This is a genomic window from Segeticoccus sp. (assembly GCF_035708005.1).
In genome coordinates, this window is record NZ_DASSTI010000196.1 from 1 (window position 1) to 13,362 (window position 13,362).

Consider the following 13,362-nt stretch of genomic DNA (forward strand, 5'->3'; position numbering starts at 1 on the left):
CTGCTGTGGGCCGTCGTCGTCTGCGTGGGCGGGTTCCTCATCTTCTGGCACGGTGAGGAGAGCTATGGCCGCGCCTGAGCAGAATCGTCCGTCCGTCATCGTGTCCGACCTCGACATCGTCTACCGCGTGTTCGGGGCCAAGCGGCGCGGGAACGCCAAGGGCCAGGGCGAGTCGACGATCCTGCGTCGCCTGATGCAGATCGGCCAGAACAGCACCGTCGGGATCAGCGAGGTCAAGGCGGTCACCGACGCGTCGTTCGTCGTCCACCACGGCGAGTCGGTCGGCATCATCGGCCGCAACGGCTCCGGCAAGAGCACCATCCTGCGGGCCATCGCCGGCCTGATCCCCCCGACGAAGGGCAGCGTCTGGGTCGACGGTCGGGCCGCCCTGCTCGGGGTGAACGCGGTGCTCATGAGCGGGCTCAGTGGCGAACGCAACGTGGTGATCGGCGGTCAGGCCCTCGGCCTGTCCCCCCAGGAGGTCAAGGAGCGCTACCAGGAGATCGTCGACTTCTCCGGCATCGGGGACTTCATCCACATGCCGATGTCGGCCTACTCCTCGGGCATGGCCGCTCGACTCCGCTTCGCCATCTCCACCGCGGCCGTCCCCGACGTGCTGATCGTCGATGAAGCGCTTGCCACCGGCGACGCGTCCTTCCGCCGGCGCAGCCAGCAACGCATCCAAGAGATCCGTGAGCACGCGGGCACCGTCTTCCTCGTCAGCCACAACAACCGGCAGATCCGCAACATGTGCGACCGGGTGCTGTGGATGCACGACGGACGCATCATCATGGACGGCGCACCCGACGAGGTGCTTCCGGAGTACCAGCGCTCCACCGAACCGCCCCGCGCTCGCGGTGGCGCAGGCGCCCCCGCCAAGGCGGGCGCACGGGGCCCCGGTGCGCGCCGGAAGGCGACCCGACGCCAGCGGCGGCACATGTTGCGCCCCGCCTCCCAACCGCCGATGGCCAGCAAGCAGGGCAAGCGCCCACGCGTGGCCGGGGAGCGCCACCGGCCGCCGGCCCTTCCCTCGCAGGTCCCGTCGGTCACCGCCCTCGACCAGACGTCGAACAGCCGGCCGAACCACGTGCCGACCGCCCGCCCGCTGGGTCGCGCCATCCGCCGACCGGGCGGCAAGCAGGACACGGGCGCGCCCACCGCGCGCGGCCAGGAGAAGGGCACGCCCCCGGCGCGCGGCCAGGAGAAGGGCACCCCGACCCGAACCCCGCAGGACGTCCGAGAGCCGGTCGCGAGCAGAACGCGCTGAACGAGGCTGTCAGGGCTCCCCCAGAGACCTCACAGACCCACTTGCGACGGTGCTGCGGTGGCCCTCCTCGGCATACCGCTGTTGGTGGTGCTGGCATGCGCGGCCGTGCTGGCACCCGTCGCGACGCTGCTGCTGTGGTCGCGGGTACGCGGCCCACGGCCCGTGCGGGGCGGCCTGCGACTGGGCATGCTGTGGACGGGCCAGCTGGCCACCGTGCTGCTCGTGGCGGCCCTCGCCAACGACTACGGGCAGTTCTACACGTCGTGGGCCGACCTGTTCGGCACGGCCGGTGGCCACCCGACGGTGGCGACCTACGGCGCGCCGCTGAACGGCGGCCGCCACGGCCACCCAGGCGTCGCCGCGCTGCCCGACCGGGCCGGCCGTCCCCACCACCCGCACCAGCGCCCGCAGGCTCGCCCCACGCCGTCCACCCCGCCACAGCCCGTCACGGGGCACCTGCGCGTGCTGGGACCGAACTCCTGGTCCACCCGGGCCCAGTGGCACACCCGCGGCAAGGTGGAGTCCGTCCGCATCACCGGGCTGCGCTCGGGCCTGAGCGTGCACGCCTTCGTCTACCTGCCGCCGCAGTACTTCTCCCCGCAGTACGCCCACCACCAGTTCCCTGCCGTCGAGGTGCTGACCGGCTACCCCGGCTCTGCGCTCAACCTGGTCTCCCGGATGAACTATCCGCAGATCGCCCTCACCGACGTGCGGCAACACCGCAGCGTGCCGATGGTCTACGTGATGCTGTCCTCCACCGTGGCGCCGCCCCGGGACACCGAGTGCACCGACGTCCCCGGCGGCCCGCAGGCAGAGACCTTCCTCGCCTCCGAGCTGCCCAGCGCGGTGCAGGCCGCGCTGCGGGTCCAGCCAGGCCACTGGGGCATCGTCGGTGACTCCACGGGCGGCTACTGTGCCGCCAAGATCACGATGTACGACCGGGCGGTGTTCGCCGGCGGCGTGTCCCTGTCCGGCTACTACTTCGCCCGCGAGGACCCCACCACCGGCAACCTCTGGGGCGGGTCCCTTGCCCGCCAGCACCGCAACGACCTCGAGTGGACGCTCGCCCACCGGCCGGCGCCACCCGTGTCGCTGATGGTCACCACGGCCCGCACCGAGACCCGCTTCGACGGCTACCCCGACGCCCTGAAGTTCTTGCACCTGGTCAAGCCGCCGATGCGGGTCACCGCCCTCATCGAGCCCACTGGCGGGCACAACTTCGCCACGTGGGACGCCGAACTCCCCCGGGCCCTGCACTGGCTGTCGGCACGGATCACCGCGCGCCCCTGAGCCCCGGTGGCGTAGGCAGCGTGCGGTGAGCTCACGGCATACCTGCAGGGAGCCCACAGGTGCGGGGTGCGTCATGGAGGGAGAGCGGCCCACCCTGAGCCGCCACACCGAAAGGGAACCATGAGCCTGCTGGGGACACCGCTCGTCGTCATCCTCGCCGTCGCCGCGGTCCTGCTGCCGGTGGCGACCTTCCTGCTGTGGGGGCGCGTGCGCGGACCGCGGCCGGTGCGGGCGGGCGCGCGGCTGGGGATGCTCGGCGCCGGACAGGTCGCGACGCTGCTGCTGGTCGCGGCGCTCGCCAACGACTACGGGCAGTTCTACACGAGCTGGGGGGACCTGGTCGGCTCCCCGGGCGGCGGCATCAGCATCAGGACGTATGGCGGGCTCGCCCCGTCCAGCGCGTCGTCACCGTGGCAGCCGCGCCCGCACCACACGCCGACCGCGCAGCCCCCGGCGCTGCGGATCCAGCCCGCGTCGGTGCCGAGCGGGAAGCGCGGCGCGTCCGGGCAGCTGCAGGTGCTGGGCAACACCAGCTGGTCGACCCGGTCGCAGTGGGCCACCAAGGGCAAGGTCGAGCAGGTCCGGATCACCGGGCTCGGCTCGGGGTTGTCCGAGCTGGGCTACGTCTACCTGCCGCCGCAGTACTTCCAGGCGAAGTACGCGCACCGCAGCTTCCCCGCGGTGGAGACCATCGGCGGCTACCCCGGCACGGCGCTGGCGCAGGTCACGCGGATGAACTACCCGGGGGTCTCCCAGCAGCTGGTCGGCCAGCACCGCAGCACGCCGATGGTGTTCGTCATGCTGTCCTCGGTCGTGGCGCCGCCGCGGGACACCGAGGGCACCAACATCCCGGGCGGCCCGCAGGCCGAGACGTACTTCGCCCGGGAGGTGCCGAGCGCCGTGCAGTCGGCGCTGCGGGTCACGCCGCACGACTGGGGCATCAGCGGGGACTCCACCGGCGGCTACATCGCCACCAAGGTCCTCATGCACCACCCGCAGACGTTCGCCGGCGCGGTCTCCCTGTCCGGCTACTACCACGCCCTGTCGGACGTGACGACCGGCAACCTGTGGGGTGGCTCCTTGGCCGTGAAGCACGCCAACGACCCCGAGTGGCTGCTCGCCCACCGGGCGGCACCGCCGGTCTCGCTGTTCGTCACCATCACCAAGCAGGAGAACAGCAACACCGAGGGGTATGCCGACACGATGAAGTTCGTGCACGAGGTCAAGCCGCCGATGCGGGTCACCGCGATGGTGCTCGACAACGGCGGTCACAACTTCAACACCTGGGGCCGCGAGCTGCCCACCGCGCTGACCTGGCTGTCGCACCGGCTCGGCCTGCCGCGGCACATCGCCCCGGCGCCGGCGCACTCGGCGGCCGGGGCACCGCACTCGGCCCGCTGACGCCGCGGCCTCACCCGTCGTCGTCCTCCTCGGCCTCCTCCTCGGCCTCCTCCTCGTCCTCCTCGTCCTCCTCGAGGGGAGGGGTCTCGAGCACCTCGTAGGCGGGGTTCATCAGCCGCGGGGAGGTCCCCCGGCCCGCCTTGGACACCAGGCCGCGGGCCCGCAGCAGCTGCCCGGTCTGCAGCGGCGGGTCCAGGGCGTCCGGTGCGGTGAACACCAGGGTGGCGCTGCCGGTGGTGTCGACCAGGGTGCCGATCAGCACCCGGTGCGGTCCGCGGCCGTGCTCGATGAGGTCGTGCAGCCGGCCTTCGAGGGTGACCTGCCGCCCGGGGGCGAGCCGGGAGATCGCGGTGGCACCGGGCTCGGGGACCGGCGCGTTGTGGGCGGTGACCGCCGCGTCCGCGGTGGCGAGCAGCCGGTCCCGGAACCGCTCCACCACCTCCGTGGGCCACTCCTCGGCCAGGTGCGGGAACGTCTGCCGGATCTGCGACTGGACGTCGAACGGGATGATCGTCGCCGCGGCGTGCGGGATCCGACTGACCACCGCGGCGATCCGGTCGGCGCTGCGGTCGTGCAGCAGCCGGCCGAGCACCGGCGCGTAGCTCCGCCGCGGCAGCAGCACCGTCACCGCGGTCCCTCCGCGCGCGCTGCCCTCCTCGACGGCGCCCAGCACGAACTCCCCGACGCTGCGGGCCAGCCGCCGGTCGGGGCAGTCGATGATCTCCAGCGGGAGGCCGATGCCGACCTGCTCCCAGCGGGTCCGCAGCGCCGTCGCGTGCGCGGCGTCCACCATGACGTGCACGGCACGCAGCTCATCCGGGCGCAGGCTGCGGCCGTAGCGCACGGCCTCGAGCACGGCGAGGTCGACGCTGTTGATGAACAGCAGCACCAGGTGCCGGTTGTACTGCGGTGCGGAGGCGCCGAAGCGGCGCACCCGGTCCAGGACGGCGGACTCGAGCCGGTACTCCCGGTTGAGCCGGATCAGCAGCCACACCAGCAGCGGGAAGACGATGACCACCAACCACGCACCCTCGGTGAACTTCGCGATGGCAAAGATCAGCACCACGACGGTGGACAGCACCCCGGCCGCGAGGTTGATCGCCAGCCGGCGCCGCCAGCCGGTCTCCCGCGTGCGCTGGTGGTGCCGGGTCATCCCGAAGCCCGCCATCGCGAAGCCCGAGAACACCCCGATCGCATAGAACGGCACCAGTGCCGTCACGGTGCCGCCGGTGAGCACCAGCAGCAGCACGGCGAGCACGGCCAGGGTCAGGATGCCGTTGGAGAACACCAGCCGGTGCCCGCGCTTGGTCAGCTGTCGCGGCAGGAACCGGTCCGTGGCGACGAAGCTGGCCAGGAAGGGGAACCCGTTGAAGCTGGTGTTCGCACCGGTGTAGAGGATCAGCGCGGACGAGCCCTGCACGAGGGCGAACAGCACCGTGCCGAGGAGGCCTTGGCCGAAGACCGCCCGAGCCTCCTGCGAGAGCACCGAGGGGTAGCCCGCGGTGTAGGGCGTGGAGTGCGTGGCGAACGCCAGGTAGGACACCCCGGCGACGAGGAACCCCAGGGTGCCGGCCATGGCCAGGAGTACCTTGCGGGCGTTGGCGCCGCGTGGCTCGCGGAACACCGAGACCGTGTTGGAGATGGCCTCCACCCCGGTCAGCGAGGAGCCGCCGTTGGCGAAGGCCCGCAGCAGCACCAGCAGGGTCGCCCCCATGACGAACCCCGACATGTGGTGCACCGGCACGGCACCCGGCAGGGTGGTCGGGTCGTAGCGCGGCAGTCCGACCGTCACCTGGCGGAGCACGCCGACGACGATGACGGCCCCCACCATGGCGACGAAGAAGTAGGTGGGCAGCGCGAACGGGCGCCCGGCCTCGCGCAGGCCGCGCAGGTTGACCAGGCACAGCACGACGACCACGCCGACCGTGATCTCCAGGCTGAACCGCCCGAGCGCCGGCAGCGCCGAGACGACGGCGACCGTCCCGGCCGCGGTCTGCACGGCGACCGTCACCACGTAGTCGATCAGCAGCGCGGCCGCCGCGACCTGGGCGACCTTGGGGCCGAAATTGTCGCGGGCCACCACGTAGGAGCCACCGGCCCGGGTGTAGACCTCCAGCACCTGGCGGTAGGACGCGGCCACCAGCACGAGGATGACCAGGATGACCCCGGTGATGGGGAGGAGCAGGGTGAAGGCGGCCAGCCCGGCATACGGCAGCAGTTCGACGAGCACCTGCTCGGGGCCGTAGGCGGAGGAGGAGATGGCGTCGGGGGACAGCACGCCCAGGGCGACCCGGTTGGACAGCCGCTGCTGGCGCAGCTGTTCGGTGACGAGGGGCCGACCCAGCAGGACCCGCTTCAGCGCGTAGCCGAGCGTCTCCGGCAGCTGCGGCCGCCACGGTGACGACGGCTGTGCCCGGACACCGCTGGTCCTCACCGGCCCATTACAGACCACGCTCCTGACCGATTCGTGGGTCGTCAGGCTGGACGGGGGCACGCCGGCCCTGCCGCAGCCGCCGCCAGAAGGCCGGTGCGGTGAGGAAGGCCTCGGCCCGCAGCGCGGCGATGGTGACCTGCGGCAGGTCTCGCGAGCGCACGAAGCACAGGTAGCGCGGCTTCCACTCCGGCTGGTACTTCGCGTTGGCGCGGTAGAGCGACTCGATCTGCCAGAAGCGGGAGGCGCTCAGCAACAGGCTCCGCCAGAGCCGCAGCACCGGCCCGGCGCCGAGCCGCGCGCCCCGGTCGAACACCGAGCGGAACACCGCGAAGTTCAACGAGACCCGACGCAGCGCCGGCAGCTGGTCGGTGGTGAGCAGGTCGGTGACCATGAGCTCGACGATCCCGTTGTCGGACTCGGGGTCCCGGCGCATCAGGTCGAGGGAGAGCCCGTCGCTGCCCCACGGCACGAAGGACAGCAGCGCGATCAGCGCACCGTCGGCGTCGCGGCAGCGGACCAGCACGCAGTCGGTGTCGTCGGGGTCGCCCAGCCGGCCGAGCGCCATCGCGAAGCCGCGCTCGGTCGTGCCCTCGCGCCACCGGTCCGACGCGGCCTGCGCCTCGGCGAGGTCGGCCTCCGTGAGGGCCTTGGCGGGGGTGATGTCCACGGTGTAGCCGGCCCGGCGCGCCCGACCGACCGCCTGCCGCACGCCGCGCATCGCCCGGCCCTTGAGGGTGAACTCGCCGGTGTGCACGATCGCCTCGTCGCCGAGCTCGAGGGCGTCCAACCCCGCCCGGTGGTAGGCGGCGGCACCCCGCTCGCTCGGGGCCAGCACCGCGGGGATCCAGGCGTAGCGCCGGGCCTCGTCCAGCCAGGCCTCGATCACGCCGGGCCAGGCCTCCGGGTCCCCGAGCGGGTCACCGGCGGCGAGGCTGACGCCGTCGATGACGCGGTAGCCGATCGCGGCCTTGCCGGTGGGCGAGAAGATCGCTGACTTCTCCCGGCGGAGGGCGAAGTAGCCGAGCGAGTCGTGTGGTCCCGGACCTGCCAGCAGGGCGCGCAGCCGGGCCTCGTCCTCGGTGCTCAGGCCGTGCGGGCCGCCGGCCGGGCGGAGCGCCGCGGCCAGGGTGACGAGGACGACCACGGCCCCCAACAACGCCAACGTGATCGCCACGAAGTCGGCGTGCCGGGCGTGGTCGAACGCCAGGGGTCCCGGGACGCCGACCAGGCCGAGCAGGACCTCCTCGGTGACCTCGCCGGCCGACGTGGTGCCGGTGATGCCGTCGGCGTCGAGCAGGATCGCGCCGTAGCCGACGCCGATCGCGACCAGCAGCGCCGTGACGAACACCACTACGGTGTTGCGTCCCGAGCGCGGGTCCGGCCGCCCGGTGAAGGCCGCGCGGGTCACCACGAGCAGGGCCAGCAGCAGCGCGGTGAGGATCGCCTGGCCGAGGTCGAGGTCGCGGGCCAGGTGCAGCACGGCCTCGGCGGCGGTGAGGACCACGGCGAGCAGCCACGCCCGGCGCTTCCGGCGACGCAGTCCGCGGGCCAGCATGAGCAGCAGCAGCCCGGTCGCGATCGTGACCGCCCGGGTCGCCGCGGGCGCGACCGGCGGGATGAGCAACGGCACGATGTCGAGCCGCGCGGCCACCGGCAGCGCCGCGCCGACGATGCCCAGCAGCCCCACGACGAACGCGGCCCGGGCGACCCACACCGGGGCCCACTGCGGGCCACCGCTTCGCCAGACCCGGGCGGCCACCGTGGTGGTCCGCGGCGCTGAGCCGATCGGTCTCACTCCCCTTCTCGTCCGATCCGGTGTCGCTGGCGGGGCTGCCTGCTGTCGGCCCATGCACACCGGTCTGCGGACCGGCGCTGACCGACCCGCGGGTCACGGTAGTGCAGCCGTCTTGGGCCGAGTGCTCATCGTGACGCCCTGGGTGCCCGATCTGTGCAAGGCTGGCCCCGAGGGGCGTGCGATCCGCGATTTCAGCATTCGCACAGCCGGAGCCGCCATCCTGATATCTGGTTGAGAGTCGGCAGGGAGCAGGGGAGATGTACATCGGGCACGTGACGGACTGCTACCTCCCCCGCTTGGGTGGCATCGAGTGGCAGGTCCACGACCTCGCCACCCGGCAGAGCGCCGCCGGCCACCAGGTCGAGGTGGTCACCAACGTGCCGGGTGCCGGCAGCCAGGGCGAGATCCCCGTGCACCGGCCACGCGGCGAGGTGGGCGCCGAGGCGATCCGCTACCGCAGCGCCCGCCGGGGCAGCGAGGTCGCCCTCTCCCGGGGCTTCGACGTGCTGCACGTGCACGCGTCGACCTGCTCTCCCCTCGCGTACTGGACGGTGGGCGGTGCGACGCGGGCCGGCATACCGGTCGTGGTGACCCTGCACTCGCTGTGGTCCTGGGCGGCGGGGATCTACCGCGTCGGCAACTGGGTGACGCGCTGGGGGCACCTGCCGGTGCAGTGGACGGCGGTGAGCGCCGCGGCGGCCCGGCCGATGCAGCGCATGCTGCCCGCCGGCGTACCGGTGACCGTGCTGCCCAACGGGGTCGACCGGGAGCAGTGGCTGCTGCCGCCGGCCGAGGCGGTCCGGGTGGGCGCCGACGGCGTGCCCGAGGTGCACGTGGTGAGCACGCTGCGGTTCAGCCACCGCAAGCGCCCCCTGCCGCTGGTCGACATGCTGCGCGAGGCACGCACCGCCCTGGACGGCCGGGTCCGGCTGCGGGCCACGCTGGTCGGTGACGGGCCGATGCGGCCCAAGGTCGAGGCGGCGCTGCGGCGCTGCGGACTCGACGACTGTGTCGAGCTGCCCGGACGCCTCGAACGGCCCGCGATCGCGGAGCTGTTCGCCCGCGCGGACCTCTACCTCGCACCGGCCGAGCTGGAGTCCTTCGGCATCGCCGCCCTCGAGGCGCGCTGCGCCGGCCTGCCCGTGCTCGGCCGCGCCGGGACCGGGCTGGCCGAGTTCATCACTCCCGGCGTCGACGGGCTGCTCGGCGCCAGCGACGCCGAGCTGGTGCGCAGCCTGGTGCTGCTCGCGAGCGACGTGCCGCTGCGGACCTCGATCGCCCGGCACAACCGCCACCAGCCGCCCCGCGTCAGCTGGCCGCAGATCCTCCGCTCCTGCCAGCAGTTGTATGCCGCCGCCTCCGTCAGTGCGGGACGTCCCGTCCCGGACATGGGGGCTGGCGCACCGATCCCGGGCGGGCGGGCGAGCGTGGGGGTAGGTGGCCGATCGCGCGCCGCGCAGCCGGTGCGGACCCGGGCGGAGACGGCAGGGCACGTGCTGGCGCGGGCAGAGACGGCGGGGCACGTGCCGTGAGCCCACTCGCCGTCGTGGCAGCGCTGGCGGCGTCGGGGTGTCTCGCCCTGTCCAACGCCATGCAGCACCACACGGCACGGCAGGTCCCCTCCCACCGGACGGTGCACCTCGGTGTCATCGGCCGGCTGATCACCCGTCCGTTGTGGCTGGCGGCGTCCGCCGTCAACGGGGTCGCCCTCGTCCTGCAGGCGCTGGCCCTCTCACGCGGCGCCCTGACGGTGGTGCAGCCGCTGTTGGTGTCGGCGTTGCTCTTCGCACTCCCGATCAGCCGGATGCTGACCGGTCGACGCATCCAGCGGGTCGACTACGGCTGGGCAGCGCTCGTCGTGGCGGGGCTCACCACCTTCCTCCTCGTCGCGGCACCGACCGGGGGACTCGACATCGCGCCAGGGGCTCGCTTCGCGGTCGCGCTGGCCATCTGCGCCGTGGTCACCGTGGGGCTGGTCGCGTGGTCGTTCCGGCCGTCCAGCCGGCACCGCCCGGCGCTCCTCGGGCTGGCCACCGGCATCTGCGCCGGCGTGGTGGCGGCCCTCATCAAGCAGATCACCGCGATCATCGTGCGCGGCCTGCCGGCGCTGCTGACGTCCTGGGAGCTGTACTCCTTCCTGCTCGCCGGTGCGTGCGCCCTCGTCCTGGGGCAGTCCGCCTACCACGCCGGGCCGCTGACCGGGTCGCTGCCGGCGATCAGCATGACCGATCCGGTGGTCGGCATCGTCCTGGGGATCTACGCCTTCGAGGAGACGCTCACGACCGCGCCGCTCATGCTGGCCGTGTCCCTGGTCGGGTTCCTGGCGATGACCACGGGGGTGGTCGCGCTCGCGCGGCGGTCGGCGGCCGAGCCGGTGCCGGTGTCGGGCGGCTCCGGGCCCGCGGGGGGTGCGCATTCGGCGCTGTTGGGCACGGATCCGGCCGACCGGGACTGACGCATGAGGCGACGCCTCGTGCGTCAGCCGGCGGTCGTCATACCGGGTGTGCCTTGCGGGTGGCTGGTGCGTCAGTCGTCCTTCTTCGCGGGACTGCGGGGTCCACCGAGCAGCCGCTCCAGCAACCGCGGGTCCTCCGGCCACGCCTCCAACAGGACGGGCCGCGGGATGGAGCGGGCGGCATACCGCAGCAGCAGCACGACGGCGACGATGTCGTCCAGGGGGCCGATCACCGGCAGGAACTCCGGGATGAGGTCGATCGGCGACAGCACCCACAGCACCGCGATCAGCAGCGCAACCTTGGCGCGGCGCGGAACCTCCGGCCGTGAGCGCAGCCGACGTGCGGCGGTCACGCACGCCGGCAGGAACGCTGCGAGGTCACGCGCCAGGCCCGGCGGCAGGCGTTTCGCGAGGACGACCATGGCGACCCAGCTGAGCCCGATCAGCACGGCGGCGATCGCCAGCGCCTCACCCAGCTGCGTCCACACCCCGTCAGCGTAGGCGGCGCCGTTTCGGGTGAGCGGCGCCGTTGTCGTCGCCGCCCCGACCGCCCAGCCCGGGCAGAAGTCGGCACACGGCCGAGAACGTCGCATCCCCGACCGCCCAGCCCGGGCAAAAGTCGGCACACCGCCGAGAACGTCCCGGCCCCGAGCGCCCAGCCCAGGCAAAAGTCGGCACACGGCCGAGGTCGTCCCTACGGCTGTCCCTTACGGCAACACGAGCAGGGCGTCACCGACCGGACGCTCGCCGGCGGCGTCGGAGGGGTGGTTGACGACCTGCGAACCGATCACCATGGTCGTCGAACCGCCGCCGTCGAGGTTGATCGCATCACGCAGGCCGAGCGCCTTCGCCACGTCCGCCGCCTCGGTGATGCTCAGCCCGAGGGATGCGGTCGAGCGCCCGTCGACGGTGACGAGGACCAGCCGACCGGCGGGGTCGACGCCCGCGATGGTGCGCGGGTTGCGCTTGGTCACCCACCCGTAGAACCAGCTCGGGTCATCCGGGTGCACCATGCCGTCGCGCTGGGCGGTGATGTGCACCCGGCCGTCGCGGACGAGCAGGGGGCCGCCGTTGACCATGAACGTGTGCCCGTTCGGCCGCACCGCCTCCTCGTGCCCGCCGCGCAGGTCCGAGACGACCTGGAGCCGCTCACCGACCTTCGCCATCGCGGCCAGCTTCGGGGCGAGGTCGCCGGTCGCCTGCAGCACCGTCCCGCCATCCGGCACGGCGGCACCCCGCTCGTTCGCGACCTTGGTGACGAACCCACGCCGGTCGAGCGTCACCTGCAGCCCGTCGCCGGACGGCGTGTGGTCGGGCGCGTAATCGCCTGTGAACTCCACGATCTCGTCCGGGTCGGTGCAGGTGACGTCGTGCAGCGGGGCGTTCGTCGGCTTGTCGCCGATGCCGCCGCAGTTGCGGATCAGCGTCGGCACGCGGTTCAGCCCGTCGAGCGGCAGCGAGGTCCCACCGGCGCGCACCTCGCCGGTCCAGGCGAGCCGCTCGACCGCGGCGCCCTTGGCGTCGTCGCGGAAGACGAGGACCGGCCGGTCGTTCGTCGGTTCGCTGACGAGCCTGCCGCCGAGCACGCTGATGCCCGCCGGATCGCCGGGCGCCCCGGCCCTCGGGTCGAGCACGAAGAAGCCCGCGTTCGTCCCGGCCGTCGCCCCGGCGAACTGGGCCAGGGCGCTCGTGGTCTCCCGCTGCTCGATGTCCGGCCCGACCGAGGAGACGAGCCGCCCGGTGAAGGTCTTCGGGTCGATCGTGAGGACGTCGACGTTCCACGGCCCGCGATCGGCCGCGTCGCCGTCCCACCCGGTGTAGACCGCCGACCCCTGGAACCCGGCCGTGCGCAGTCGCGTCCGCTCCGCGTTGGCCGCGGCCTGGCTGGCAAAGTGCCCGACGCGCACCCTCCACCCCTCGGTATGCGCGGGCACGTCGGCCATCGCCGGCGTCGTCACCTCTTCCACCCGCGCCGTGAAGCCCGCGGCGGCGAGGTCGTCGGCGGTCTGCTGCGCGCTCTCGTGGTCCTTGAGGACCGACGGCGGTGCGTCCGGATCCGGTGACGTCGCCCCACTGGGGATGCTGATCTCGACCGTCCAGAACAGCGCCGGATCCGGCTCCCCTCGGTCGATGTGGGTCCAGGTCACGCCCGGCTGCAGGGTGCGGCTCGTGCGGGTCTCGGGCAGGGAGTCCGGGCCGAGCGGGAGGTGCGGGGCGGCATACGTCGCGGTCGGGGATTGGGCCGCGCTGGCAGCTGCGGCGGAAGGCGCTGTCTGCGTGGCAGTTTGGCCGAAGGTGCCGCGGGCCGGTGCCGCGTGGGCCACCATCGGGGAGACGCCCAGGGCGAGCACCGCGGCTGCCGAGATCCCGAACCGTGTCGTCCCGCTGCGCACCCGCACGATGGCCTCCCGCTGAGAAGTGGTGGTGAGAAGTCCCACCGAAGCAGAAACTTGCACACGCGGCAAGAGGCGGGTGGGAATCCTCCGACGGAGGCGGTCCCTGCGCTCTATCGTTCACCCATGACGGCGGGGGCCTTCCCGGACAGCGCGTCGGGGACGCGCTCGACCGGCTTCACCGACCGGTTGCGGTGGCTGCTCCTCGTCAGCTGCCTGCTGATAGTGCCGCTGGGAGCGCTCTTTGGCGAGCGACTGACGGACTTCGGGGACCTGCGGCAGGCCGTCGCCGCTGGTCAGGTGAGACAGGTCTGGGCGACAGACGGC

Annotated in this window: 10 protein-coding genes; 6 read left to right on the top strand and 4 right to left on the bottom strand. The window is 73.0% G+C overall.

Features of this window, described 5'->3' with window-relative positions; all coding sequences use genetic code 11:
• Window positions 1-64 precede the first annotated feature (64 nt).
• The 3 genes from VFL99_RS18275 to VFL99_RS18285 all read left to right on the top strand — a co-directional run bounded on the left by VFL99_RS18275 (window position 65) and on the right by VFL99_RS18285 (window position 3,958).
• Window positions 65-1,267, top strand: coding sequence for an ABC transporter ATP-binding protein (locus tag VFL99_RS18275; protein WP_325107802.1), 1,203 nt, complete (start codon window positions 65-67; stop codon window positions 1,265-1,267).
• Between the two features lie 57 nt (window positions 1,268-1,324).
• Window positions 1,325-2,557 (top strand): alpha/beta hydrolase, encoded by a 1,233-nt coding sequence (locus VFL99_RS18280; protein WP_325107803.1) that lies wholly within the window; start codon window positions 1,325-1,327, stop codon window positions 2,555-2,557.
• A gap of 120 nt (window positions 2,558-2,677) precedes the next feature.
• Window positions 2,678-3,958 carry an alpha/beta hydrolase gene (locus VFL99_RS18285; RefSeq protein WP_325107804.1) on the top strand — a complete coding sequence of 427 codons (1,281 nt, stop codon included), beginning with the start codon at window positions 2,678-2,680 and terminating at the stop codon, window positions 3,956-3,958.
• A gap of 10 nt (window positions 3,959-3,968) precedes the next feature.
• Here VFL99_RS18285 and VFL99_RS18290 read toward each other — a convergent pair whose 3' ends face one another.
• Together VFL99_RS18290 and VFL99_RS18295 are read right to left on the bottom strand one after the other, a co-directional pair.
• Window positions 3,969-6,392, bottom strand: coding sequence for an APC family permease (locus VFL99_RS18290; protein WP_325107805.1), 2,424 nt, complete (start codon window positions 6,390-6,392; stop codon window positions 3,969-3,971).
• A gap of 7 nt (window positions 6,393-6,399) precedes the next feature.
• Complete coding sequence (locus VFL99_RS18295) at window positions 6,400-8,187, bottom strand: phosphatidylglycerol lysyltransferase domain-containing protein (RefSeq protein ID WP_325107806.1); 1,788 nt, start codon at window positions 8,185-8,187, stop codon at window positions 6,400-6,402.
• 257 nt (window positions 8,188-8,444) lie between these two features.
• Between VFL99_RS18295 and VFL99_RS18300 the strand changes: the two genes are divergently transcribed.
• Together VFL99_RS18300 and VFL99_RS18305 are read left to right on the top strand one after the other, a co-directional pair.
• Complete coding sequence (locus tag VFL99_RS18300) at window positions 8,445-9,719, top strand: glycosyltransferase family 4 protein (protein WP_325107807.1); 1,275 nt, start codon at window positions 8,445-8,447, stop codon at window positions 9,717-9,719.
• Entirely contained in the window at window positions 9,716-10,642 is a 927-nt protein-coding gene (locus tag VFL99_RS18305; RefSeq protein WP_325107808.1) for a DMT family transporter, read from the top strand. The genes VFL99_RS18300 and VFL99_RS18305 overlap by 4 nt, the downstream gene beginning before the upstream one ends.
• Before the next feature lie 71 nt (window positions 10,643-10,713).
• On the opposite strand, the gene VFL99_RS18310 is transcribed toward VFL99_RS18305, so the two are convergent.
• Together VFL99_RS18310 and VFL99_RS18315 are read right to left on the bottom strand one after the other, a co-directional pair.
• Window positions 10,714-11,130 (bottom strand): YkvA family protein, encoded by a 417-nt coding sequence (locus tag VFL99_RS18310; protein ID WP_325107809.1) that lies wholly within the window; start codon window positions 11,128-11,130, stop codon window positions 10,714-10,716.
• 219 nt (window positions 11,131-11,349) lie between these two features.
• On the bottom strand, window positions 11,350-13,080 hold the full coding sequence (locus VFL99_RS18315) for a phosphodiester glycosidase family protein (RefSeq protein ID WP_325107810.1): 1,731 nt from the start codon (window positions 13,078-13,080) through the stop codon (window positions 11,350-11,352).
• 81 nt (window positions 13,081-13,161) lie between these two features.
• Between VFL99_RS18315 and VFL99_RS18320 the strand changes: the two genes are divergently transcribed.
• Window positions 13,162-13,362: hypothetical protein (locus VFL99_RS18320; RefSeq protein WP_325107811.1), on the top strand; the 201-nt coding region annotated here is incomplete at its 3' end.